This window comes from Advenella faeciporci (genome assembly GCF_014652395.1).
Lineage (GTDB): Bacteria > Pseudomonadota > Gammaproteobacteria > Burkholderiales > Burkholderiaceae_B > Advenella > Advenella faeciporci.
In genome coordinates this window covers 63,029-84,675 of the sequence record NZ_BMYS01000005.1, presented here as the reverse complement: position 1 = coordinate 84,675, position 21,647 = coordinate 63,029, and the positions used below count along the sequence as shown (strand labels likewise).

Here is a 21,647-nt window from a genome sequence, read left to right as displayed (position 1 = left end):
GCGTGAACGATTTCCATTATAAGGCATTGCCACTGGATGTGTACTTTGGTAATGGCAAATCCAAAGGAGTCAAAGAGATTTTGACGCAACACGGTTACCAGAGAGTTTTGGTGTTGACGACACCAGAACAAGAAGGTGCAGGGCAAAAATTGGCAGAGCAACTTGAAAGCATTTCAGCAGGTGTTTATCCACATGCGGTCATGCATGTTCCGGTTGAGGTGGCGAATAAAGCGGTTGAATATGTCCAGGCCAATAATATTGATTGCTGTTTAGCATTGGGTGGAGGCTCTACTATTGGTTTGGCCAAGGCTATTGCCTTGAAAACTCACACACCTATTGTGGCCATTCCGACCACGTATGCTGGCAGTGAAATGACCACGGTTTATGGTTTGACTGAAAATAATCTGAAAACCACCGGCAAGAGCATTCATGTTTTGCCTAAAGTAGTAATTTATGACCCTGAACTAAGTGTGACCTTGCCTGCGGATATTTCAGCATGTTCCGGTATGAATGCGATGGCACATGCGGTGGAAGCATTGTATGCACAGGATAAAAATCCAATCATCAGTTTAATGGCGGTTGATTCGATTCGGGCACTTAACGTTGCGTTACCGGCAATTGTGCAAAACCCGCAAGATCTTGAGGCACGGCAAAACGCCACTTATGGCGCATGGCTGGCGGGCATTTGCCTGGGCTCTGTCGGTATGGCGATTCACCATAAAATCTGTCATACCCTGGGCGGTACATTTAATTTGCCACATGCACAGGCACATGCCATTACCTTGGCTTATTCAGTGCATTACAACCGTAATGCCGATATTGAAGCGATGGATCTTCTGGCGGGTGCGTTGGGCGTAGCCAGTCGTGAAGAGATCGGTTTGGCGATTTACCGTTTAAATCAATCGTTAAATATCCCACTGGCACTCAAAGATATTGGCCTGCCAGAGCATGGTCCTGAAAAAGTGGCGCAGATCATTTGTGACAGTCCCTATTACAACCCGCGCGGTTATGATTATGACGAGTTACGTGACCTCTTGTCTAAAGCATATCAGGGCTTGCCACCGGTTTAGGATAGATCGGACTGCATCATTAAAACAGACCTGACCGTAGCATTGAACTTGCTACGGATGGGTGACTCATGTTGCAAAAAGGAATTGATCATGAGCGTAACAACCCAAGCTATTCAAAGCTTTCAGCGTATTGATAACGCGCGCCACCGTACCTTAATTGGTGCACTAGTGAAAAAGTTGCATGAGTATATCAACGAAGTGCAATTAACTGAAGCAGAGTGGTTGCAAGCCATTCAGTTTTTAACTAAAACCGGTCAACTTTGCCATGAGCAACGGCAAGAATATATCTTGCTCTCTGATGTGTTGGGTATTTCCATGCTGGTGGATGAGATCAATCATCAGAAAAGTGAAGCCCAAACACCATCTACCGTATTCGGGCCTTTTTTTATCGAAAATATGCCGCTTCGCCAGTTTGCGGACAGCATTGTAGTTGAAGGCGGGCAACATCGGCCATTACTCATTAAAGGCAATATCCGTAATATCCAGGGTGAAGCCATTGCCAATGCTTATATTGATATTTGGCAAACTGCAAATAATGGCATGTATTCGGGACAGGATACTGAACAGCAAATTGATAATCTGCGTGGTGTGTTTGTTAGCCAGGACGATGGCGCTTATGCAGTTAAATCCATGTTGCCGGTCAGTTATCAAATTCCTTCCGATGGCACAGTAGGACAGCTTTTAAACTATGCCAAACGCAGCTTTTGGCGGCCTGCCCATATTCATTTCAAGATTGTTGCCGAAGGTTATCAACCCTTGGTAACGCATCTTTTTCTGGAAAATGATAAGTATCTGCAAAATGATGCGGTATTTGGCGTGAAAGATCGTTTAATTGTCTCTCATGTATCTAAACAGGCTGATGTGCAAAGTCAGGCGTTATATGGCTTGGATTGTGATTATGACTTGATCGAATATGACTTTATTCTTTCAGGGGTTTAAACATGGTTACGTTGATTAAACTTTGTGAACAAGCTGATTTTCAGGAGAAGCTTTGCGTTCGGGTAGAACATCCAGAAGATGCAAACAAAAGTATCGTGGTGATTCAAGGGCAGGATGGGGTTTATGCTTATGAAAATATCTGCCCGCATTATTCAGTACAGCTGGACTATAAAACCGGTGTATTTAATACTTATAAAAACAGGCAGATTATGTGCGCACATCATTCTGCCATGTTCGATATTACGACTGGAGAATGTGTGGATGGCCCCTGCAAGGGACATTCTTTGACTGCGGTACAGGTTGAAGTGAAAGAGGGGATTGTTTATCTGAAACGTTAGCGTAGCAACAGCACCAACGTTTTGCCTGTTAACGATGCAGTTGTACCGGTTCAATTAAATGGCGTTGCCTGATACATCATCAACTGTTCCGCTCGTATGCACATATCGCAAGTCTTTGTTACACAGTCTGGCAAATTGATCATGTTTTTTATTAACTAAAAAGTTAAAGCGTTGTTTTTCTAATTCACGCACCCATGTTATCCATGCCTTTGACTCCTTGTGATTAATCGCGTCTTTATTATATTGAGTTTGGAAGATCGGGATTTTTCTAAATGAAAGAACATTGTGTTTGAAGTTTTGCTGCTTGTATAGTAAAGCAAACAGGGGCATAAACAGGTTATTATGGTTTGTGTCCTGTATTAGTGTAAAACATGGGCCTGTACTGATTATTGAAAAGATTTAACTATTGGTGATAAATACCCTTTTTCAATTAATTGTTCATCCCATTCAGGCAGGGTATTAATTTTTTGTACCAAAAAATCTATCATAATACGAATTTTGGTAAGGTTACGTGAGTTCGGTGGAAATACGGCTCTTAAACTGTAGTTTGGCATCGGGTAGTTCACCAAAATTGGAATCAGTTTTTTCTCTAGCAGGCTTTCTCTGGCGACAAGCGTTGGCAGGCACACAATACCGCCATCGGTAAGCGCAAAATCATGGAGCAAATGAATCGAAGTTGAGGAAATCCTGGCGTATATTGAAAATTCCTGAAATTTTTCATTGATCATAAACTTGAGTTTATTTCTCTCTGGATAACCAGAATAAAAACCCAGATCAAACTGCTTTAGTCGATTCGGTTGGCGAGGTTGTCCATGTTTGGCAATAAACGCCGGGGAGGCACACATGACCCGGTTGACATTAAAAATCTTTCGTTCAATCAGACTGTCACCTTTGGATGGAAATATCTGAAATACAATATCAAAACCCGATGAAATCGGGTCAATGATTTTGTCATAAACGACAATATCCAATTCGATATCTGTGTACTGGGCAGTGAATTGCGATAACAGTTTACTGAAATAACTCAAGGCAAAACCGGGTGCCATATAAATTCGGAGCCGGCCATGCAAATCATTTTTGGCATGCGACATTTCATCGGCCAATTGCTGAAAACGGCTGACCAATTCAACACATTCAGGGTAATATTTTTCACCGATGTCCGAGAGGCGCACTGAGCGGGTGCTACGATGAAACAACGGTGCGTTAATAAACTTTTCCAGTTGTTGAATGCGGGTGCTGATAACAGAACGGGTGACACCGAGCTGTTCTGCGGCCTGAATAAAACTGCCACTTTGTGCGACCCGCACAAAAGCTTCCATGCATTGTAATTTATCCATGTTACGTTTTATATAATTAATATTTGAACACTTTGAAATAATGAGAGTGTTTTTAAAGTTTATTTATTGGAATGTATACGAACAGTAAATATTCCTTGAGACCCAATGAATTTTGCAAGCGTTTCAATTTATGCTATCAGTAGCTGCCATTTATACGGTGGCAGTCCTTCAATTTGGCTATCCATGATTGACATGGTAGATGCGTTTGTATTTTTTTGGATCATGTTCCAATAATAACGGCATAACATGGCTAATCTTACAGATTGGCTGATGGATGTGCGGTTCTTTAACTTGCTTGTCCTGGATCAGGTATTTCACTCATCAATTGAAGTATTAGCACTCGTGGTGCCTTCTCCACAAATTTATGCAGATCGTGGGAGATTGTATGCGTAATTTGGTTGAGTATCCCATAACGGGCGTGCCGGCACCATTGGGATAGAACCTGATTGCATTTTTTATATATTGGGTTAATTCCTTTTGGAAGCAAGCAACATCCGTATCCGACTGTATATTGGCCGGCACGGATGTTTCCATTGGCTTGGCGACTGGTTGGTTGCTGGCTGAAAGCCAAGGCAGATCTTGAGGCAAAAGACGTGTCGGTAATCGGGCCGGTCAATCATGACGATTTCTTGCTGTCAATTTACTTCTTTGATCCTTCAGGCCATCGTCTGGAATTGGGCGTGCATACGGCAACCCCGGAGCAGGACAAGGTATTCCGCGAAGAGGCCATGTCGGTCCTGGAGGTTTGGGAAAAAACCTATGACTGGTCCCGGCGCGAGAGAGTGTTTGGTGCCGCAACGGGATATTCACGTTAAGTTTTGCAAACGTGTTTTGTAATGTGAGTTGAAAATGGCCACTTATGCGGCCTTTTTTTTAGTAAAACCGTACCTGGACTATTCTTTGGACAGCCGCGGAACCAGACGAATATACACAGGCAGAAAGCACAGCTCTACGATGGTTTGTGTCAGGATGACGGCTGGCAGTAAAGGAACGCCGCCTGGCACCGCAAAAGCCAAGGGTAAAATAACCAGCGAATTCCGGTAAGAGGCCGAAAATGAAACCGCCCTGGCGGATAGTGCATCAAGACGCATAAGGTTTGCGGCTAGTTTTCCGATGAATGGCGCGATAAGCGCGAAAGCGATATAAACCGGTGCCGCATGCAATGCCGCATTTTGGGCCAGGCCAATTTGCGGCATGACGGATGCCAATACAATGAACAGAACCAAGGCAGTGGCAGGAACGGGCAGAAGATCAAGCACAGTCCCCGCTTTCGCGATTTTTTCATTGCGGGAAACCAGAACCTGCAGCGTTGCGGCCAGGGCCAAAGGCACGGCAATCAGCCAAATGAAGGCATGCAGGAACGGCTCTGCTTCTACCATATCCGATACCTTGCCGCCCAGCATGAGATTCAGGTAAACCGGCAGAAGCAGCATTTGCAAAGCCAGCAGTACGGGTGTCATGGCCAGCAACAGGCGGGCATTGCCCTTGCCCAGGTGGGTGAAGGTAATAACGTAATCAATGCAGGGCGTAAGCAAAACGAACAAGACACCCAGACGAAGCATGGGATCTGCAGGCAGAAACTGGATAAGGCCTGCAGCGATGATGGGCATTGCTATGAAGTTTGCAAAAACGAGAGCGCCGATAAAGCGAAGGTTACGCAATGCCGCCGCTATTTCTGCCAGTGGCACCTGCAGGAAGGTGGCAAAAAGCATGACCGCCAAAGCGGGATTGATCACGCTCTCAAAATTACTGGTCCAGGGAGTGACCAGCCCCAGCACCGCGCCGCCAATAATCGCCAGGAAGTAAATGGGGACTTGTCGGGCTTCAAGCACGCCTTTTAAGCTTTTTATCATATTGTTCGGTTGAAATTGTGTTTAACCTTCGAACGATCAATGCATTTTGTAGAAAATGCAGCATGTTATCGCGGGTAGTGCATGCAATTGCCATATTGAGAGGCGTTGATTAATGGCGAGGACTTTGACGATGCCGTTTAGAGAGTTTTGCATTTTTTGCTGACTCAAAAGCGGTATCGGGGGCAGTCGAACCAAACAGGTTTGGTTTTTGAACTCATTTTTTTCTCCGCTTCCTGATGCGTTTTGGAATTTCATCAATGCGATCCAGAAGAAGCGGTTCATCAGCCCGCAATATGGCAATAGAATCCAGATCGGAAAGAATGTCCAAGCCCCAAAGCACCCGCCCAATGGCGCCAATAGAGGTGCCTTGCTCACCGCGTTCGATCGCGGTGATGGTGGAAATGCCCAAACCTACCTGTTCGGCCAATTCGGCTTGAGTCATGTCCGCCAGGCGCCGGCGCAAAGCGACCCTCTGGCCCAGTTCGACCAGGGTTTGGTTAACCTCGATAGGGAGGGGGTAGAATCGCGAAGCCATATTTAATTACTGAAATATAAACAATAATAGTATTATATCATTGTTATAACAATGATTAATAAACGAGTATTGGTTTGGTCTTCTGCTTTACGACTCTTGATATGGGTTATGGTTTTAAAATCATCCATCTCATTCTGAATGGATATCCTTGAGTGCAGGGATTGATTATTGCTGAATACTTAAGGCCGAACTCTCCAAATGGGTTTTTAAACTTTCCTCCAGGCCTAGCTGGTTCGCCAGTTCATTTAAATAAGCCCGCTCCATGAAACTGTCGGCACCGTTAACAAGTACGCTGGCCATATAGACCTCGGCTGCTTGTTCGGGTGATTCTACTTGTTTGGCAACTGCCGCAGGGTCGGCTGGGCCGTCAAGCTGGGCGCGAATCCAGGCGTGTTCATCTGGTGAGGCATCCAGGCGGTCAAACTCGGCTTCCAGCAAGCGCTGTTCGTCGGCATTGATATGCCCATCGGCTTTGGCGGCGGAAATCATCGCGGTCAAAACCAGTTTGCTGTGTTTTTCCAGTTCGGCAACGGGCTGCTGGCTGAATGCCCGGGTGTCATACGCAATCTGTGCCGGTGTGGCAACTGGCTGACTGGCCGGTTGAGGTGCCTGGTTCTGGTTTTCTTTCCATTGGCCGTAAGCATGATAGGCAAGAGCGCCCAGTGCGGCCACACCCCCATAGGTGGCAACCTTGCCGCCGATTTTCCTGAATTTTTTATTGCCCATTAGTAAGGCCAACGCGCTGCCGGTAAGTGCACCTCCGGCAAAGCTTTTCAGGCCCGATGACGGGTTTTTACTGTCTGCCGACCGGGTTTGGTTTGTCTTTTGTTCAGACATTAACCCCTGTGCTGATTGCATTAATTGCTGTAAAACGTTTTGTATGGACATAGAGTGCTCTTGATTAATACTGGTCAGGATTGGATAGTGAATAGTTTAATTGGTTCAATGAAAAGGGGCTTGCCGATGAAGGTATTTGGTAAATAGTGCCTTATAATGTAGAAAATTGTTTTTGTTTGAACGCGGCTACAGTATTAGGTAGCCAGTAGTTAAAAATACGTTTAGGTACAGCGTTGCGCCGGCTTGCCTGTCATCTTTAAAACTTGACGCAATTTTTTCACTGCGCTTAGTAATTGTGCATTAGTAAAGCCGCCAAACCCAAGCATGAGTCCTGAAAGCGGTAGATTGCCTGAACCCATTGGTGAGAGGGCGCGCACAGAGATACCGGCCATGCTTGCTACCGATGCAATGGTTACATCATCCTGCCCTTCAGGAAGCCAGACAACGATATGCATGCCTTGGTCGGCAGGTTGAACTTTTAACTCGGGTAACTCCCGGTGAAGTGCATCAATCAACACTTGGCGGCGCTCTCCGTAGATTGCCCGAATTCGCCTGATATGCGTGTCAAAGTAACCCTCCTGCATGTAGGCTGCGACAACGTGCTGTTCCGTTAATGGTGAGCTTCGACCCAGCAGGGCACGAGCCCCTATGAAAGATTTGAGTAGACACTCAGGAGCCACAATGTACCCGAGGCGCAGCGAGGGAGCCAGCACTTTGCTGAACGTGCCCAGGTAAATTACCCGATTACGATCCAGGCCCTGCATGGCAGGAAAGGGTTGTCCGGTATAACGCAACTCGCTGTCGTAATCGTCTTCAACAATCCAGCTACTATGTTGCCGGGCCCAATCGATAAGCGCAAGGCGTCGCGACATGCTCATTGGCATCCCGAGGGGGTATTGGTGTGACGGGGTAACAAATGCAGCACGGGCCCCAGGGCATGCTTCCAACGCGCTAGCAATGTCCATCCCCTGGGTATCCACGGGTATTCGGTGAACTTGGACACCACGGTCTTTCAGGACAGAGGTCAGCCCGGGATAAGCGGGGTCTTCAGCCCATGCCGCGTCATCTGGAGCTAGCAAGACTTTGCTGGCCAGGTAGAGGCCTTGCTGGGTACCTTCGGTAATAATGATGTTTTCGGGACCACAATTTACGGCACGCGCCCGTCGCAAATAATTGGCTATCGCTTTTCTTAAGGCAAGCAGGCCTTGTGGATCAGCATAGCCAGACGGAGCAGCTACTTGAGAAGCGCGAACGCGATTGCCCAGCCTGCGCCAATGATCGTCCATCGCCACCTTCCCTTCTGGGACGGCGACTGAAAATGGAACCGGTGGCAGAGGCGTCAGCTGGTCTGCTATGGCGGCATAACTGGCTGCCGACACGGGGAGTAACGGCGCTTGTTCTGCCTGCCTGTTAAGGGGACTCTGCGAAGTTGTGCTCCATTCCTGCAGTCCGGAGGCAACGCGTGTGCAGGCGCTGGCTTGAGTTTCCAGTAATCCTTCAGCCCGAAGCTGCTCATAGGCTTCAGCTATCGTTCCGCGTGACAGACCCAGTGAATCTGCCAATGCACGAGTGGAAGGCAGGCGTTCACCGGCCTTTAGTTCGCCCGCCGAAATAGCCCTGCGAAGTGAGGCGGTAAGTTGTTGGCCGATACCTCCCTTGCTACGGTCGATGAATCCCAGAGCGGGAATTTCAATGATGAGCTGACGTTTTGCCATTTGGTTTTCCTTTGGGCACACGCTACAAACTGGCTTGGTAAATTATTCATTATCTGGTACTTAATTATAGGCCAGTCAAGTGTAAAAATAGACTGATTAACCTATAAAAAGGAATCAAGATGCATTGTCCAAGCTTATTTCGAGAAGAGCGTATGGAGATTCTCCATGGCTTGATATCCGCCCATCCGCTGGCGACCCTGGTCACCTCTGGCAGTGGCGGCCTGATGGCCAATTTAATTCCATTTTCACTTCACGAGGGTGGGGACTATGGCATACTGCGCGCCCATCTTGCCCGGGGAAACAAGCAGCTTGATGAGCTGCGCGAAGGAGCCGAGACCTTGGTTGTCTTTCAGGGACCAGAATGTTATGTGACACCATCGTGGTATCCATCCAAGGCAGCGCACGGGAAAGTGGTGCCCACTTGGAATTTTGTGATGGTTCAGGTCAGAGGGAAAGCCCGGGTCATTGCTGATGCCGGTTGGATTCTTGCCCAGCTTGAACAACTAACGGGCAATCTTGAGCGTGAGCGGGAGCATTCGTGGAAAGTTTCCGATGCCCCCGAAGACTTCACTGAAGCACAGCTCAAGGGTATTGTTGGCATCGAGATTCCCATTCGCGCCATTGAGGGAAAGTGGAAGATCAGTCAAAATCGACTTTTAGCAGACCGCCAGGGAATTATTGACGGACTGAGGGCAGAGGGTGGATGCCCTGCCATGGTGGCCTTGATGGCGCATGAATAGGGTCATCTGTTATGTGCAGCGTTACGGTCGTCATCTTTGCCATTCATGTGAGACGTTGGTTCATGCTTAACAAGTATGATGATGGGCTAAACCACGATACTGCCTTTCAAGTACTGAACTGCATTGCCGGAAATCAATACCCGGTCTTGTGATACCACGCATTGAAGCACGCCGCCGCGCTTTGAAGCCTGGTAAGCCACCAGTTCGTTTTTATTCAACCGTTCAGCCCAAAATGGCGCCAGACCGGTGTGAATAGAACCGGTCACAGGGTCTTCATCCCCACCATTTGCCGGCCAAAAATACCTTGAAATGAAATCATGGTCTTTTGACTCAGACTTGCATGTGACGACAACATCCAAAGGTTTAAGCTGCCTCAGTATTTCATTATTACGTGTCACCGACAAAACATCAGACTCAGAACCGTAAAGTACAAAATACGCCTGGGCATTCCGATAAACCTCCAGCGGTTGAATGGAAAGCCCGGACAATAAACTATTCGGTATAGCGTCTATTTTTTCAGGCTTGGTATTGGGGAAATCCATTTGGATTTTGCCAGAATCCGTTTTTACAACCGTAAAATCACCAACGGCTTTAGCTGAAAAATGAATGCTTTTCAGCTGAGCGTTCTTGGTAAACAGGACAAAAGCAGACGCCAATGTGGCATGACCACAAAAAGCAATTTCAGTCATTGGAGAGAACCAGCGGATATGGTAGGTGGTTCCTTTATCTGAAACCAAAAAAGCCGTCTCGGATAAATTATTCTCTGCCGCAATGGATTGCATTAAGTCTTCAGATAACCAGCTATCCGTGATAATTACTGCCGCTGGATTCCCTTTGAAAAGAGTATCAGTAAAGGCGTCAATGACGTTAATTTCAAGTTTCATTTGATTGTCCTGTGTGAATCGGCTAGGTAGATAGGGATACAGTAATATGCATGCCTTCTTGCCGTTGCATGGGCTTGATGGGCAAAATCGTTAATAATCGTGTCCAGTTTTTTTGTCACCTCTCCACGCCTTAAGTCATGGACTTTTCGCTGCGCAATAAGATTGCATTTCGTGGGTGGGTGTACTGGGAAAAGCACGCCTGATGCGTTGGCTCTTTACCAGCGCGTCCAAGTGTATCTTGCGCAGGCCATCGGCATCACGTTGCAGCAATTCCGCCAGAACACTTAGACGAACGTAGCGTCCTTCACAAATGGCAAGGATTGCGTTAGCCATATTTTCCTTGTCCAAGCGAGCCTTGGCTCGGGGTAAAGCGGCACGTAGCAGTAAATCATCGCGCAGGCTGGGCGATAACGCTGCCAGTGAGTCGATGATGGGAGCATCCAACAATGGGGAAATCAGGCAACCCTGCTCATTACGATGAAGCAGCTCTGTTCCTGTTATTATCGGGAGGATCTTTGTTGTCTCGTTACTACCGGAGCTGGCCTCGTTACTACCGGAGCTGGCCTCGTTACTACCGGAGCTGGCCTCGTTACTACCGGAGCTGGCCTCGTTACTACCGGAGCTAATGGCAGAAGTAAATACCTGCTCCGGTGAAACCGGGACAGATCCTGGCAGGTAATATACCTTGCCACGGGATCTGCCTTGAGACTGCAACATGCCTTCTCGTTCCAGTTTGGCCAGCATTAGGCTTACATCATGAGGATGGTCGGCACATATCTCGGTAATGCGACTGTGGCTAACAACACCTTCGATCATTGCTGTAGAGAGAATGGTTCTACCTAAGGCGTCTACGTGGTCAAAGTCGGTGCCAAACAAGCCTCTTAATGTATTCAGTACAGATTCAGGCAGTAAATCAAGCATGTGCAATTCCAGCAAGGTCTGCTCGGGCAGGTCTTTTTCGCGCAACAAGGGTTGACGCCAATGTTGACTCTGCCATCCACTGAAAATTTTGGGTATGCCTGAGCCTCCGCGCTCGCCAAGGCCTATTAGCAGAAACATCTGGTGCAAAGTGCGGTTGCGGCAGTCGCTTTCGCCGCCACGAATGACCTGCTCTATGGGCAGACGCAGACCTCCGGGGTTACGAAACCCAAACATATTGGGCCGCTTTACCACAAGAACCGATAACCGCCCGGTGTAGTCAGCGTGTACTAATGTATTAACCAACGCTTCACGCAAGGCGACATGAACGGGTGTATCCTCTTTGCGTTGACCGTCTTTTACACTGAATGGAACTTTGAGTTCTGCGATCAGTTTTCGGTATACACGCCGATAAAAATCAAACAGGTTGCCTGACCATGTGCCGTCAGGCACTAAGCGATCAACCCAGCGCAATTCCGTTTTGGCTTCTGGCTGTTCCTGATAGTCCAGGAAATAATACGGTAACACTTCCTGAATAGACGACCAGCGGCCAAACATCAGCAGCCCAGCCAGTGTCAGTCCTTCTTTACCTGTGGTGCGATCACGGCGCCAGCCGCGCAGATTTTGTAGAAAGGAAAAATCATCCTGCTCAAGGTAGGGGTGTCCGGGTTTTTCATCCTTAAGCATTTGACGGTAAATGTGCAAGCTCTCCATATCAATATCATCCATACCGAAGTGCGGCAGAATACGAATGTCGCGCTCATCTTCTACCTGCTCGGCAAACATTCGCCTGACAGTTTCTTCGCTACAGAGTCGATCACCATCATTTAGCCGTTTGTATGTATGGACAAAAGGTTGATTGTTCAGAAAGACAGGACGCTGCTTGCGTATTGCCTGTGGAATGATTACGGCCAGAATTGTCCGCCCATTCAGTGTCAGCGTCTGTACATCGGTGTCAGAAAGCAAGTTGCAGCTGACTTTTCCTGGGTTGTTCAGTGTATTGAACAGGTCGGTACGTATTTTGTTTGGGTTGGCAATACCTTCTATTGAGAACTTGCCGTTCTTCTCGCTTATGCCAAGCAGTACAACGCCTCCATGAGCATTTGCCATGGCTGAGTAGGTGGGCCAGAAATCTTTTGGGACTTCGCCTTGACCATTCTGGCCTCGCGCCAGTTTGCATTCCAGTTCATGTGTTTCTGCGAGCAGACTCAAGTCATCAAGGGTTTGCAGATCGAACATCAGGATGCTCCACGAAGCTGACCGAAGATTAGATAAGGAGGTAGGTCACCATCAATCCGTTTGTCAATATTTGCTTGCTTGTCAGTCGTAGTCCACAAGTTGTTTTTTATGTTTTCGATCATGATAACGCTTGTTTGAATGTAAAAATTTGTAGTGCAAAGATCGTATCATAGCCGGTGAGTTTGGTGTTTAGCTTTATGGTCAGAGAAATTACCTTCTAACGCAACCGTTGTGAAGCACTTTTCGCGTTATCGGTCGAGGCCAGTTCCCTAGGGCATTGGATCTATTTGGAGTTAAAATGCTACACTGTAATACACTACCTTACCAAATGTTGTGGGTTTATGTTTGGGAGGTCGGCTCGTTAGACACTATTATTGGAGAGTAGGCTTGATTTATGCTGCCCTAAAAAAACGTACGGAAAGAGGGGTGTTCCCATCAAGCTCTTGGGTTCGTTTTCTACGGAGTTATGGCCCAACTCCGAACAATCTGACAATGTTTGATGAACATGTGTCAGATGCGCTTAGTAGGGCAAAAGTTCGGCCGATTCAGTTGTTGACGCCACAGCTTGAGGCCATGGCAGCGCACATCGAGTCTAAGGTGCCAGGCTCTTTGTTGATTGCAGGCACTGCCGGCGATGGAAAAACTTACCACTGCCGAGCCTTGTGGACTCGTATCGGAGGGGATGCCAAGGTTTGGTCAGACAAAGGCAACGTTAAGGAGCATCGATTGGCAGATGGTCGTCTGGCTGTTTTTATCAAAGACCTTTCAGAGTTTAACGGAGATGAAAGCGACCTACCTCTCTCTCGACTCGAGAAATCTGTTCTCGAGGGTGATGACTCTGAAGTTGTAATTCTGGCTGCTAATCATGGTCAGCTTCTGGACCGTCTTCGTGACCTAGAAAAACGTCAAGGCCGCGTGCATCCTCTTCGTAAGCCTCTCCAAGAATGTTTTTTACAAGCGGGCCCAGCTCCCGACAGGCTTTCAGTGTTTGACCTTAGCCGCACAACTAACCGTAAGACATTTGATGAAGTTGCCAAAGCAGTGGCAGGGCATTCAGAATGGGCTAATTGTTCACGTTGTGCCTTAAAGGATGACGGGAAGACCTGTCCTATTGATGAAAACCGCCGTCGTTTGTTAGGCGAAGCAGACGATGGGCAGCTTGCTCGTCGTCTTGGGGACTTGCTGGAGATCGCTCGTTTTAATGGTTTGCATTTGCCGATTCGTGATCTGTTGGCCTTGTGCTCGAATATAATTTTGGGGTACTCCGACGCCAAGATGGTCAAAGAAAATTTGATGGTCTGTGCCGATGTACCGAAGATCCAGGAAAACGGTAGTCTTTGGAAGGCGAGTATCTATGCCAATGCATTTGGGGCGAATTTGCCGAAACGTCGAGTTTCTGGTCGTCCGGTGTTTAAGGCTATGGCAAGTTTTGGAGTTGGTGAAGAGACCACGAACGTTGCCGACGGATTGTTGGTCTATGGTAATGACGATATCAAGCTACGTGCTGATTTTAAGCGACTTGTGGCCATCGATCCTACTTATGGTGCGACAGTTGAGTTTCTTGCAGCTCAAGATTCGTACCTAGAAGGTTACGAAAATATACGAATTGAGGATGGAGCAACCGAGTTTGTAGAACTACTGGAAGCACAGCGGCGTAGGCTCTATTTCACGCTGCCGGAGGAGGAGCCTGGCTACGCTAGGTGGGCTATGACGGCATTTCGCTTTGCTGGGGACTATCTGAATCTGATTCAGTCTACCCAGACTAAATCGGCTATCAGCGAAACAACACGAGGGCGCATTACTAAAGGGCTTAACCGCATACTTACCGGATTGCTTTTGGAAAATGTCGATCGGATTTTTATCGCTAGTTCTGGTGGCTTCACTCAGAGCCGTGTGAGCGTTCTATGCGAGCATGAGACTCCTTCTCGCCGTCAAGGAGGTGTTGGCATGGCTATCAAGTTTGATGAAGAAACGGGGCGTCCACAGCTCGAGGTATCTCTTTTGCCCTGGCCTGGTCACGTTGTCCCCTTCGATCTCACGCCTATCCGATATGAGTTTCTTGCGCGAGTTGCGGAAGGTGCGCTTCCAGCCAGTTTCTCCAACGAATGCCTTGAAGATCTCCTGGCATTTAAGGCCAAGTTGTTACGCAAGGCTGAAAGCGTGCGCAAGACGAGGTTTGATGATGACGAAGTAGGAGGACAAGATACCACCTTGGCGTTGAGTTTCATTGATATTGATGCGTCAGGAAGAGGTTCATCCCACCCTGTGATTGTGAAGGCCTTGGTATGAGTGGAATTTATAAACGACCGGAAATTCGTAATGTCGACTTTTGCGTTGACGAGAATATATGGGGGCATCGTCTTCATGACGAACAGCTCCCACATCTAACGGTTCTTGAGTTCTTGGGTGCGTTGGGATCCAATTTGGACAAGCCATTGCGCCCGCATGAAGGGCTTGATGGCGCATTCAAGTTTTGGCCGCAAAGACAAATTCGTCTGCGTGGGTTGCTTTTTAATAATCCCTATATCGAATCCATCTCGGACAGCGCATTGCCTGACGAGGAGAAATGGCGCCAGTGGTTCGAAAAATTTGACCAAGGGAAAACGGGTAATGGCGACGACGACATGGTTTATTTACGGCAATCGTTTTCAAATTTTGATGACTTTGCGAAAACGATTGAGTTTCTAAGAGCGTCTTCGTTTGAGTCACGGAGTAACAAGCGTTGGAGTTCGAAGTTTGTATTCCCCTTTGGTCCAGACGCTCTGTATGAGGATTTACAGATTGACGCCAAGGGGAATATGAGTAATGACCGGCGTTTTTTTGCACGTACCGGAGAACTCCTTTACTTAATGTTGACACGTGCAAAGCGTGGTACGGAACTTGGGGATATCCTTTCCAAACGCCTTTTTGATCATGATGCGCCGCTGAACCGATTAGTTAAGGCTCTCCAAGGGGCACCGCAATATGCAGGTGATGCTCGGCAATCAGGCTACCTTCCTGAGGTGTCGAACGCTCGTTTTGATCTGATATGCGAAGACTGGCTATCTGTTCTCGACCGAGATATGCCGATCTATGACGCTATGGAGCACTTGATTACGATCTCGGGCTTAAACATGCTCCTTTACTTTCTTGAGAGGGCCAAGCGTGTTTCGGGTGATGATGAGCCTGTCGAAATTGTTTGCGAGATTGTTTCTAAGGAGCGCACCAAGGTCCGAGCCCTTTCCGGTGACAGCTACCAGTACAACCAAGGCCTACCTGCCAAGGCGGTGCGTGCCTACGTCGAGTCTATCCGACAGGAGGATGCTTGGGCGGATGCCATGTCGAGCGACTTTCCTGACGCCGAGCGTGTGAAGCTCATGCGTGAGCGTTTCCAATGGCCTGCAGTCGACGGTGATGACGAAGATAGTTCAGGGAAGAGCCCGGATGCTCTCGTGGACAAACTCGTTGAGCGAGCACTTGCTCGTCATGATCAGCATGTGAGCAAGATTCATGCCGCATGGTCACGGGCAATTGGCCTAAGTTCGCGTCGGCTTTCTCGGCGCACGCGCTACGCACCCAATGACCGCCTGTTGAAGTCAATCGTCGTGACTATCGTCGACGATAGCATGCAGTTTGACGAGTTTTTGGCAAAGGCTAAGCAGCGCTATGGCTTGGTGATTGGGGATGCCGAGGGTGGACGTCTCATCAATGCGAAGCAGGTAGATCAAGAGGAGCTGAGTGAGAACCGAGACAATCTGGAAGCAAGGCTCGTAGGTCTAGGTTTGGTTAGAAGGTTGTCTGACTCTTGTTCGTTTGTTGAAAATCCGTTCGTGTTTAAGGGAAGTGTCTGATGCTAACCGATCGCATTATCGGACGTGTTGGTGCAGACATTCTTGCCAAACGCATGTCAAACCTTGGTCAGCCCGGGGATTCCGCAGCACTTTTTCGACTTGATAAGCTCTCGCCCAGTCAAATCGCGGCAGTGGTGAGAGCAATCCTCGCGAATCCGGATATCGTGGCGCGTGTTGAGATGATGATTCCGGCGGCATTGGTCGAAGGCCAAGGTCTGCCTGCGGATTGTCTCATTTCGCATAACGCTGGCTACGTGCGCAACAACGCAGTGACGGAGAAGGACGCTATCCTTACCGCTAGCGGTAGCGAGCACAATCTCTCTGACACGCTTGCGCATGTCATGACAATCGGAGCAAAGGAGATGCGAGCTGACCCTCAACCATGGGTGGATGCGGCCTTGCACGTAGGTGGTCTTTCTCCTGTGGTGGACGATCGTACGACTTTTAGTGCTGCAATCGGTGGTCTGCTCAGCTCTTCGGAACTTTCACTTGTTCAATTGGGTGAGTTTTGCTCAGAGATTGCCTCGGCAATCTCTGCTCTAGGCCTTCCGATTCGCGATGCAGTTGGCTATGCGTTGTGCAAGGTTGGGTTGCCCAGGGATAGTGGGTACTTCTCCAATGCAAGGACATTTGGAACGACACGCGTCCCATGGAAAAAAGCCTTCGAAAAGTTGTTTGCTCAACGTGCGCCACTGCTCAAAAAGCTTCGCCAGAATGGTCAGCCGCTTGACGCCGAGGAGCTACTCGAACGCATCAAGGCTAACGCTCATGAAATATCAGATGGCGCTCTTCAGGCATTACAGGCTTTCGCCTTGGCGCCGGTGGGTGATCAAGGGGCTGAGGCATCATTGGCTCAATTCGAATGGGAGTCTGATGGAGTCTACTTGGCCTTCGATAAGCCAAAGGAGAGGCAGCAGGGCTTGGCTGAGATGACGCTACGTTTTTTCGAGCACGACTGTGATGAAGAAGATGCGCTACAGCCGGAGGGGAGAAAGCTTCTTGATGATTTGAAGTCGCGTGAGCGACGCGCTGATTTCACCCCAGAAGACGAAGAGTTCTTCGCCACGCATCGTCGACTCTTGGAGCGCGACACTAAACTGCTTTCCCGCTGGGAAAAGGCGCTGTTCGGTAAGCCTATCGAATGCAGTGATTTCTTCGATGGATTTGCGCGAATTGTGAATAACTTGCATGCTGGCTTGGAGGAGGTTGATGGAGAGCGAATCCTCCGATTTACCGTCAACAAGGGAAGGACTGAATGGCGTGAGCGCTTCAATCATGATGTCGGCTGCTTCTTTTCTGCGATGTATAGAGGGCTGCGGGATTTAATGGGGACCAAGGTGGACTGGAAGGTCACACGGATGACTACAGCAGATCTTCCTGATCCCTTGTTCGACTTTGAAAAATATATTGCTAGAGAGCGAGAGATAGCTGAGAGTCGCAACAAGAAATTTAAAAATAATACCTCACTCTCGCGCCAGGCTTTGCAGATCAAGTTCGATGTTGAACTGCTAAAAGTGGTCGGCGGCAATGAGACCAAAATCAGTAAGACTCAACTCTTGTGGAGCTTTAAGCCTACATCGATAGGTCTATCGATGGTTGCTGATATGCATCGCCTATTGGAGAGGGGGGCGGTTGGTTGTACCGAAGTTCCGCGTCGGTTGGCTAGTAAAAAGGGAGGCGTACAAAATGTGTCGCTGTTCGACACGGGAACGTTAGAAGCTACATATTCCACCGATGCTGGATCTTTGGTTCCTGCGGTCAATAAGCTCCGTAGTTTCCGTCAAGAGGTCAAGAACCGCATCAAAGGTCTTGCGGAAGAGGGTCGGCTAACACCTGATCAACGCGATGAGATCCGGGCGGCGTGGGATACGTTCGAGGAAGACTACATCAAAGCGATGGAGGACTTCGTATCCACTGGGTTACATGGCGAGGCAGTCATGCGTCAAGCAGAGTCCTTCAGTGCCTTGTTGAACACGCTTATGGCTCATGCCCGTGGAGATGTATGCCGTTCGCGTCTAGTGTCCGAAGTCTTGTCAATTGGCACGGCACGAGTGATTGGTGATAACCCGGCGTTGATTGTTCCGCCTTGGCACCCTGAGCGTATGAAGGCGTTGGCCGTGAAATCCCGACGTGTGGCGGGTTTTGCTACCCATTTACTCTCCAGCGATAGCATTCTCTATGGGGATCGCGAGATCTTCATGCGTGAACTCTCCGATGAAATTGCGCATCCGTTCTATCCGGAAATTGCTGTTCTCAATAAGGGCGGTTCCCCAAAGTTGGTCAGCGAAAGCAGCACGGTCAATGGTTACAGTCTCCTGGAAGCACCGATTCGTGGCGATGAAGAGGCAATGACCGACGTGGATCCGGCTGCTGCGGCTAAGCAAGCGCGGGAACTCTTGGAGCGATACGTCAGCCTACAACCTCACGAGGCATCTAACCTCAGCGTCGTCCTTTATAACGCCGATGCTGCCGAGTTGCCTCTCGCTACGGTACGCGAGCTTTCCTCAATCCAGGAGGATGGCAAGCTCCAATGCAGCGTGTCGGTTCGGCATACAGATCAAGCGAAACTCCGTAGTGTCTACGGTGAGCTAGTGAATAAAGCCGGTGATGATCCTGATCTTCCTGTCGTCAGCGAAACTAGTGATAATTTCATCTCAAAGCTGCGCATCTCGGTTACGCCGATCGCTGCTACTCCCAGCGAGAATGCTCAGGGTTTTAAAGTCTTCGATGTTGCCTTCTTGCATGACGTAGTTGCTCGCTCGGCCAAGGAGGAGTGGTTGCCAGTTGCTTGGACTAACGATCGTCCGAGCCTGGAACATGCGCCTTCTCGGTGGTCCTATCGAAGCGTGTCGGGTGAAGATGAACTGAAGTCGACCACATTTTTGACTTGCCCCTGGCAAACGGCGTCGGGTTGGACTTATGTGACTGCCGTGGCGGCTGTTTGCAACCAGACCGATGCGGTTCCCGACAAGCGATTCCTGCCTGCCAGGCGCATTTCATTGCAAAGCCAAGATCTAGCTGCGCTGATCAGGGATGCGCACGACCTCGCAGAGTGGGTCGCGACATATGACGAACTTTTAGACAAGCGTCAACTCCAGCACAACAACATTACTGTTGTCAGGTATCGCCGCGGCTCTACCAATGGCCGCAATATGATTGTGAGTTCCACGTCAGAGTTGCGCTTGCTTGGGGTGCTGGTTCGCCGTCGGCTTGACGAACTCAAGCTCCAGCTGACTCAAGATGAAGTCAACGAGGTCGCGGACAAGGCAAAGCGAGATGCGCTTTCGGTCTCTGGTGATATCGTGCTGCGTGCGGCCAAACGAGGTGTATCCGCTGGCGAGATGATTGGCTTGGTGCTCAGCCGTCATCTGTTATCGGAGGAGTTCAGGAAGCTCGTTGGCGGAGGTCCTGCTTTAACTGCCTATTTCTTACTTGACGACTATGCGAGCTGGCTTTCCCAGCCAGAAAGTCGAATTGCGGACATCCTTGCTCTCAATGTTGAGGAGAAGGACGAAGGAGTTCGGGTTGTCATCTCGATCGTTGAATCGAAATATGTTGGAGTCGATGGCCTAGCTGTGGCGCGACGTAGCTCGCGAGACCAACTGCTGACGACTCTGGGCTTGTTTCGAGAGGCGCTTTTTGGCGACCCGGGACGTCTCGATCGTGATGTGTGGCTCGCTCGCTTGGCAGACATGCTGATTGATGCTGATATTCCCCCGGGGATGACTGGTTTGATGGAGCGTGTGCGTTCAAAGTTGCGTGAAGGCGATGTGGAAATTTCGCTACGCGGCTACTCTCAGGTTTATGTTCACACATCGGACGCAGGTGCGGGGTCGTCCTCCGACCAAGAACTCCTCTTGGACGAGAATGGCGTTAAAGCTTGGCAGGAGGTCTTTGACAGACCAGAGCTCAAGAAGCTCGTTGAAGCTTATGCCAAAGGTTCGGGTAGCCTTGACGTACGATCAACCCTAGGTGCCTACGAGCCATGGTCAGATCATATATTCAAGAAGCCAGCGGCTCGCGTTCCATGGCTTGCCGCCATAGGGCAGCTTGCCAATGATGCCGGTGAGGAATCTGTTGCAGAAGAGACTAGCTCTCACGCCCCAGATGGTGTCGATGTTTCGACGCAAGACTCTTTGGCTCCTGAGTCGAACGCATCCACAGCTGAAGCTGATCTGGCTACCCCAAGCACAGCACCCACTCCGGTCGTAAACGTAGACTCTGCTTTTGCTGCGCTGGTTGCGTCCAAGTCGGCTGGCGTTTGGCAGTCCGATTCAGAGCGAGATGAGTGGGCCCAGGAAACTACCAAGAAACTCAAGGCTGCGCTCAACAGCTATGGGCTACAAGCGGCGGTAATAGGTACGCGGTTGACCCCCAACGGCTGTCTAGTGCGGCTGGCTGGATCTGATCGGCTGCGAGTCGAAGACATCGAGAACAAGCGCACCCAACTCCTGACCACGCATGCGATCAACCTCGTCACGGTTCAACCTAAACCCGGCGAAATTGTGGTGACAGTCGCAGGTTCTAAGCGCCAGGCTGTTTCACTTTGGGAACTGTGGGCCCGTCGCGAGCTCAACCGCAACGTTGCAGGCATCAATACGTCCTTTCTTTTGGGTGTTCAAGAGATCAATGGGGCGCTGTTGTATCTGAATCTTGGCGCTGAGTTCGGCGGACTCTCATCTCACGAACCCCATTCTCTGGTGGCTGGTGCGACGGGTAGTGGCAAGTCGGTGCTGATACAGGCCTTGCTGTTGGACATCGCTGCTACAAACCCCAAAGATCTGGCGCAGCTTATCTTGATTGATCCAAAAATGGGTGTTGATTATGCCCCTTTGGCCGATTTGCCGCACATGCGCGACGAGATTGTCACTACCAAGGAAAAAGCTGGAGAGGTGTTGGAGGCGTTAGTCCAGGAAATGGAGGCTCGCTACCGTGCGTTCGCGAAGGCAAGAGCTCGCGACTTGCCGACTTACAACTCCAAGGTTGCAGCCGAGGATCGTTTGCCGATGATATTCTTGGTTCACGACGAGTTCGCCGATTGGATGCTTGACGACGCTTACAAAGGCGCGGTTGGGGCGGCAGTACAGCGCCTTGGTGTGAAAGCACGTGCAGCCGGAATCCATTTGATCTTTGCGGCTCAGCGACCTGACAAGGATGTGATGCCCATGCAGTTGCGCGAGAATCTGGGCAACCGACTGATCTTGAAGGTGTCTAGCGAAGCGACATCCAAGATCGCGCTCGATCGGGCAGGCGCTGAGCTGTTGCTTGGCCGAGGACACCTAGCAGCCAAGCTCAATGGTGAGCATGGCCTGGTCTTTGCGCAAGCTCCATTCCTATCGGATCAGGATATTGAGGCTGCTGTGGCCGCTATCCGCACCGATAGCCAATAACCAGAATTTAATCTGAGAGATA

General features: G+C 49.3%; 15 protein-coding genes. 8 read left to right on the top strand and 7 right to left on the bottom strand.

What is annotated here, in order from left to right:
- Nucleotides 1-2 precede the first annotated feature (2 nt).
- From IE074_RS05440 to IE074_RS05430, 3 genes are all read left to right on the top strand, one after another.
- Nucleotides 3-1,070 (top strand): maleylacetate reductase, encoded by a 1,068-nt coding sequence (locus IE074_RS05440; protein ID WP_189384423.1) that lies wholly within the window; start codon nucleotides 3-5, stop codon nucleotides 1,068-1,070.
- A gap of 90 nt (nucleotides 1,071-1,160) precedes the next feature.
- Complete coding sequence (locus IE074_RS05435; RefSeq protein WP_189384483.1) at nucleotides 1,161-2,009, top strand: dioxygenase family protein; 849 nt, start codon at nucleotides 1,161-1,163, stop codon at nucleotides 2,007-2,009.
- Nucleotides 2,010-2,011: 2 nt separating this feature from the next.
- Entirely contained in the window at nucleotides 2,012-2,347 is a 336-nt protein-coding gene (locus IE074_RS05430; protein WP_189384422.1) for a Rieske (2Fe-2S) protein, read from the top strand.
- A gap of 386 nt (nucleotides 2,348-2,733) precedes the next feature.
- On the opposite strand, the gene IE074_RS05425 is transcribed toward IE074_RS05430, so the two are convergent.
- Complete coding sequence (locus tag IE074_RS05425; protein WP_189384421.1) at nucleotides 2,734-3,684, bottom strand: LysR family transcriptional regulator; 951 nt, start codon at nucleotides 3,682-3,684, stop codon at nucleotides 2,734-2,736.
- 533 nt (nucleotides 3,685-4,217) lie between these two features.
- Here IE074_RS05425 and IE074_RS15030 point away from each other — a divergent pair.
- On the top strand, nucleotides 4,218-4,499 hold the full coding sequence (locus tag IE074_RS15030) for a VOC family protein (RefSeq protein ID WP_189384420.1): 282 nt from the start codon (nucleotides 4,218-4,220) through the stop codon (nucleotides 4,497-4,499).
- A gap of 78 nt (nucleotides 4,500-4,577) precedes the next feature.
- On the opposite strand, the gene IE074_RS05415 is transcribed toward IE074_RS15030, so the two are convergent.
- The 4 genes from IE074_RS05415 to pdxR all read right to left on the bottom strand — a co-directional run bounded on the left by IE074_RS05415 (nucleotide 4,578) and on the right by pdxR (nucleotide 8,624).
- Complete coding sequence (locus IE074_RS05415) at nucleotides 4,578-5,534, bottom strand: arsenic resistance protein (protein ID WP_189384482.1); 957 nt, start codon at nucleotides 5,532-5,534, stop codon at nucleotides 4,578-4,580.
- A gap of 217 nt (nucleotides 5,535-5,751) precedes the next feature.
- On the bottom strand, nucleotides 5,752-6,072 hold the full coding sequence (locus tag IE074_RS05410) for a helix-turn-helix domain-containing protein (protein WP_189384419.1): 321 nt from the start codon (nucleotides 6,070-6,072) through the stop codon (nucleotides 5,752-5,754).
- A 165-nt stretch (nucleotides 6,073-6,237) separates the two neighbouring features.
- The gene (locus tag IE074_RS05405; protein WP_189384418.1) at nucleotides 6,238-6,960 is read right to left on the bottom strand and encodes a tellurite resistance TerB family protein; all 723 of its coding nucleotides are present in this window, start codon (nucleotides 6,958-6,960) and stop codon (nucleotides 6,238-6,240) included.
- A 170-nt stretch (nucleotides 6,961-7,130) separates the two neighbouring features.
- Nucleotides 7,131-8,624: a MocR-like pyridoxine biosynthesis transcription factor PdxR gene (gene pdxR, locus IE074_RS05400; protein WP_189384417.1), complete on the bottom strand. Its 1,494-nt coding sequence runs from the start codon at nucleotides 8,622-8,624 to the stop codon at nucleotides 7,131-7,133.
- Nucleotides 8,625-8,743: 119 nt separating this feature from the next.
- Between pdxR and IE074_RS05395 the strand changes: the two genes are divergently transcribed.
- On the top strand, nucleotides 8,744-9,364 hold the full coding sequence (locus tag IE074_RS05395; protein WP_189384416.1) for an FMN-binding negative transcriptional regulator: 621 nt from the start codon (nucleotides 8,744-8,746) through the stop codon (nucleotides 9,362-9,364).
- Between the two features lie 86 nt (nucleotides 9,365-9,450).
- On the opposite strand, the gene IE074_RS05390 is transcribed toward IE074_RS05395, so the two are convergent.
- A complete protein-coding gene (locus IE074_RS05390) occupies nucleotides 9,451-10,248 on the bottom strand; it encodes a PhzF family phenazine biosynthesis protein (RefSeq protein ID WP_189384415.1) in 798 nt (265 codons plus the stop codon).
- A 135-nt stretch (nucleotides 10,249-10,383) separates the two neighbouring features.
- Nucleotides 10,384-12,405: a DUF8451 domain-containing protein gene (locus tag IE074_RS05385; protein ID WP_189384414.1), complete on the bottom strand. Its 2,022-nt coding sequence runs from the start codon at nucleotides 12,403-12,405 to the stop codon at nucleotides 10,384-10,386.
- 387 nt (nucleotides 12,406-12,792) lie between these two features.
- Here IE074_RS05385 and IE074_RS05380 point away from each other — a divergent pair, with 387 nt between their 5' ends.
- Genes IE074_RS05380 through IE074_RS05370 form a run of 3 tightly spaced genes read left to right on the top strand, consistent with a single transcriptional unit; the run spans nucleotide 12,793 to nucleotide 21,625 of the window.
- Nucleotides 12,793-14,694 carry a hypothetical protein gene (locus tag IE074_RS05380; protein WP_229793901.1) on the top strand — a complete coding sequence of 634 codons (1,902 nt, stop codon included), beginning with the start codon at nucleotides 12,793-12,795 and terminating at the stop codon, nucleotides 14,692-14,694.
- Complete coding sequence (locus IE074_RS05375; RefSeq protein WP_189384413.1) at nucleotides 14,691-16,235, top strand: hypothetical protein; 1,545 nt, start codon at nucleotides 14,691-14,693, stop codon at nucleotides 16,233-16,235. Before IE074_RS05380 ends, IE074_RS05375 begins: the two co-directional genes overlap by 4 nt.
- Nucleotides 16,235-21,625 (top strand): FtsK/SpoIIIE domain-containing protein, encoded by a 5,391-nt coding sequence (locus tag IE074_RS05370; RefSeq protein ID WP_189384412.1) that lies wholly within the window; start codon nucleotides 16,235-16,237, stop codon nucleotides 21,623-21,625. Before IE074_RS05375 ends, IE074_RS05370 begins: the two co-directional genes overlap by 1 nt.
- The last annotated feature ends 22 nt before the right edge of the window (nucleotides 21,626-21,647 follow it).